The following is a 3975-nucleotide window of genomic DNA, read 5'->3' on the forward strand; positions in this document are numbered from 1 at the left end:
GCCCGGCGCAGTGCGAGTACCGAATCGCCGGTGCTGTTGCTTGGTGAAACCGGCACCGGCAAGGAATTGCTGGCCCAGGCGATCCACAATGCCTCGCCCCGGGCGCACAAGGCGTTTGTCAGTGTCAACAGCGCGGCGATTCCCGAATCGCTGCTGGAAGCCGAGTTCTTCGGCACAGCCCCTGGCGCATTTACCGGTGCCGACCGCAAGGGCCGCGCCGGCAAATTGCAGATCGCCCAAGGCGGCACACTGTTCCTCGACGAAATCGGCGACATGCCGCTGCCCCTGCAAAGCAAACTGTTGCGGGTGTTGCAGGAAAAGGAATTCGAGCCGGTGGGYTCCAACGAAGTGATCCAGAGCGATGTGCGGGTGATCGCCGCGACCTCAACGGACCTCGAGGCTGCCATCAAACGCGGCGAATTCCGCGCCGATTTGTACTACCGCCTCAATGTGCTGCCGATCCAGGTTCCACCCCTGCGCGATCGCCTGGATGACGTGCCGGCGCTCAGTGAAGCGATTCTTGAGGAACTGCGCAGCCAGCATGAACTGCACCACGAGGCCCTGGAACTGTTGGGACAACACGCCTGGCCGGGGAACATCCGCGAACTGCGCAATGTGCTGGAGCGGGCCGCGCTGCTCAGTGATGACTTGCGCCTGACGGCGGCGGACATCCGCGCGGCGATTGGTACGTTCACCCAGGTGGAGCGCGTGGCGCTCTTGACCATCGAGCCGCTTGCCCATGAAACGTTCAGTGCGGCGCGGGAGCGATTTGACCGGCAATTGATTGAAACCACCCTTGCGCAATGCGGGGGCAAGGTGGTTGATGCGGCGGCGCGGCTGGGGCTTGGACGGTCGACGCTGTACAAGAAGATGGTGGCGCTGGGGATAGCAGAGTCTCCATAAAGAGACATACATCTCCATTGATAGACAATTCATCGCGAGCAAGCTCGCTCCCACAGTAGAYCGTGTTCTCCCGACTTACTCCGTCCCCCTGTGGGAGCGAGCTTGCTCGCGATGAGGCCAGCACTATCRCCAGAAGTCTCCAGTTAGAGACAAATCATTCGAATCCAGCCCATAGAAATAAAATATATTCTTATATTTCAACAACTTAACAAGATGGCACAAAACTAGCTATACGCCTCTCCTACCAGGCTTCACCCAACAAAAATAACAACCCAGGAGAGACACACCATGAGTGTGATCATTGCCTTGGCAGCCCTCGCGCTGCTGATGCTGGCTGCCTACCGTGGCTACAGCGTTATCCTTTTTGCCCCGATTGCCGCTCTCGGCGCTGTCCTGCTGACTGACCCGTCTGCCGTCGCCCCCGCTTTCACCGGGGTGTTCATGGAAAAAATGGTCGGTTTCATCAAACTGTATTTCCCGGTATTCCTGCTCGGCGCGGTGTTCGGCAAGCTGATCGAACTGTCCGGTTTTTCGCGCTCCATCGTCGCGGCGGCGATTCGCCTGCTCGGCACCCGCCAGGCGATGCTGGTGATCGTGCTGGTCTGCGCCTTGCTGACCTATGGCGGCGTGTCGCTGTTTGTGGTGGTGTTCGCGGTCTATCCGTTTGCCGCCGAGATGTTCCGCCAAAGCAACATCCCCAAGCGCCTGATTCCGGCGACCATTGCCCTCGGTGCGTTCTCGTTCACCATGGACGCCCTGCCCGGCACGCCACAAATCCAGAACATCATCCCCAGCACGTTCTTCAACACCACCGCGTGGGCAGCGCCGTGGCTGGGCGTGATCGGCACGATCTTCGTGTTCTGTGCCGGCATGCTGTTTCTCCAGCGTCAGCGCAACAAGGCCCAGCGTGCCGGTGAAGGCTATGGTTCTGACCTGCGCAACGAGCCGGAAACCGCCGCCGATCTCAAGCTACCCAACCCGTGGCTCGCACTCTCGCCACTGCTCGCGGTGGGCATCATGAACCTGCTGTTCACCCACTGGATTCCGCAGGTGTATGGCAAGACCCACAGCCTCGCGCTGCCGGGCATGGCCGCGCCGGTGACCACGGAAATCGCCAAGCTCACGGCGATCTGGGCCGTACAGGCAGCCTTGCTGGTCGGCATCCTCATGGTGCTGGTGTTTGGCTACAAGGCGATCAGCCGCAAGCTCGCCGAAGGCAGTAAAAGCGCGGTGAGCGGTGCCTTGCTGGCGGCGATGAACACCGCCTCGGAATACGGTTTCGGCGCGGTGATCGCGTCCTTGCCGGGCTTTCTGGTGCTGGCCGACTGGCTCAAGAGCATCCCCAACCCACTGGTCAACGAAGCGATTACCGTGACCCTGCTGGCCGGCATCACCGGCTCCGCCTCGGGTGGCATGAGCATCGCGCTGGCGGCGATGTCCGAGCAGTTCATCAGTGCCGCCCATGCGGCGAACATTCCCCTGGAAGTGCTGCACCGGGTCGCAGCGATGGCCAGCGGCGGCATGGACACCCTGCCGCACAATGGCGCGGTGATTACCCTGTTGGCGGTCACAGGGCTAACCCACCGCGAGGCTTACAAAGACATTTTCTGTATTACGCTGATCAAGACCCTGGCGGTTTTCGTAGTGATCGGCACCTTCTACGCCACTGGCATTGTGTGAGGTATTCATGACGACTCTTTCGGGCAAGACCGCACTGGTCACCGGTTCCACCAGCGGTATCGGTTTGGGCATCGCCCTGAGCCTGGCCAAGGCTGGCGCCAACCTGATCCTCAACGGCTTCGGCGATGCATCCAGGGTGATTGCCGAAGTCGAACAGTTCGGCGGCAAGGTCGGCCATCACCCGGCCGATGTCAGCGATCCGGCACAAATTGCCGACATGATCGCCTACGCCGAGCGCGAGTTCGGCGGCGTCGACATTCTGGTCAACAACGCTGGCATTCAACACGTGGCAGCGGTGGATGAGTTTCCGGTAGAGCGCTGGGATTCGATCATCGCCATCAACCTGTCGTCGGTGTTTCACAGCACGCGGTTGAGCCTGCCGGGCATGCGCGCCAAGGGCTGGGGTCGGGTGATCAACATTGCTTCGGTGCATGGCCTGGTCGGCTCGGTGGGCAAGTCGGCCTATGTCGCCGCCAAGCACGGGGTGATCGGCTTGACCAAAGTGGTCGCGCTGGAAACCGCGACCACCCAGGTCACCTGCAATGCGATCTGCCCAGGCTGGGTATTGACGCCACTGGTGCAGAAGCAGATTGATGATCGTGCCGCCAGTGGGGTTGATCCGCAGCAGGCGCAGCATGATTTGCTCGCTGAAAAGCAGCCATCGCTGGAGTTCGTGACACCGCCGCAACTGGGTGAACTGGTGCTGTTCTTGTGTAGCGAAGCCGGCAGCCAGGTGCGTGGCGCGGCATGGAATGTTGATGGTGGGTGGTTGGCGCAGTGACTGACCGCTAAACCGCGTTATCGTTCTTCGCGAGCAGGCTCGCTCCCACATGGAAATGCGATCCCCTGTAGGAGCGAGCCTGCTCGCGATCGAGTGCACTGCACTCGCCAACAAGAAGAGGCAAACCATGTCCGACATCCTCTGGCAACCCGACGCCAAACGCATTGGCAAGACCCGCATGGAGGCCTTCCGGCGCTTCGTCAATCAGCGGCATCACCTCAAGATTGACGACTACCCTGACCTGCACCAATGGTCCATCGAGCAACGCCCGGACTTCTGGCAGGCCATCGTCGACTTCTTCGACATCCGCTTCCACGAGCAACCCGACGCGGTGCTGCTCGAAGGCCCGCAGATGCCCAGCGCCCAGTGGTTCCCCGGCGCAACGCTGAACTTTGCCGAACACCTGCTACAGCGTCGCGATGATGCGATCGCCGTGATAGCCGTTGGCGAAAACGGTCTGCGTGAACATTTGACCTGGGCCGAGCTCGCGGAACATGTCGCCGGCTTTCAAAACGGGCTGATAGCGGCCGGTGTCAGGGTTGGCGACCGGGTCGCCGCGTGCATGCCCAACACCTGGCAAACCCTGGTGGCCATGCTCGCCACCACCAGCC

General features: G+C 61.2%; 4 protein-coding genes. All 4 read left to right on the forward strand.

What is annotated here, in order from left to right; genetic code table 11:
* A partial coding sequence (locus tag ACXRVY_RS19370) for a sigma-54 interaction domain-containing protein (RefSeq protein ID WP_458238009.1) occupies positions 1 to 903 on the forward strand: 903 nt, incomplete at its 5' end.
* A gap of 288 nt (positions 904 to 1191) precedes the next feature.
* A complete protein-coding gene (locus ACXRVY_RS19375) occupies positions 1192 to 2583 on the forward strand; it encodes a GntP family permease (protein WP_102702089.1) in 1392 nt (463 codons plus the stop codon).
* Positions 2584 to 2590: 7 nt separating this feature from the next.
* On the forward strand, positions 2591 to 3364 hold the full coding sequence (locus ACXRVY_RS19380) for a 3-hydroxybutyrate dehydrogenase (protein ID WP_108217301.1): 774 nt from the start codon (positions 2591 to 2593) through the stop codon (positions 3362 to 3364).
* A 127-nt stretch (positions 3365 to 3491) separates the two neighbouring features.
* The coding region (locus ACXRVY_RS19385; protein WP_458238010.1) for an AMP-binding protein at positions 3492 to 3975 on the forward strand (484 nt) is incomplete at its 3' end.

Source organism: Pseudomonas sp. P5_A2_2 (assembly GCF_054177685.1).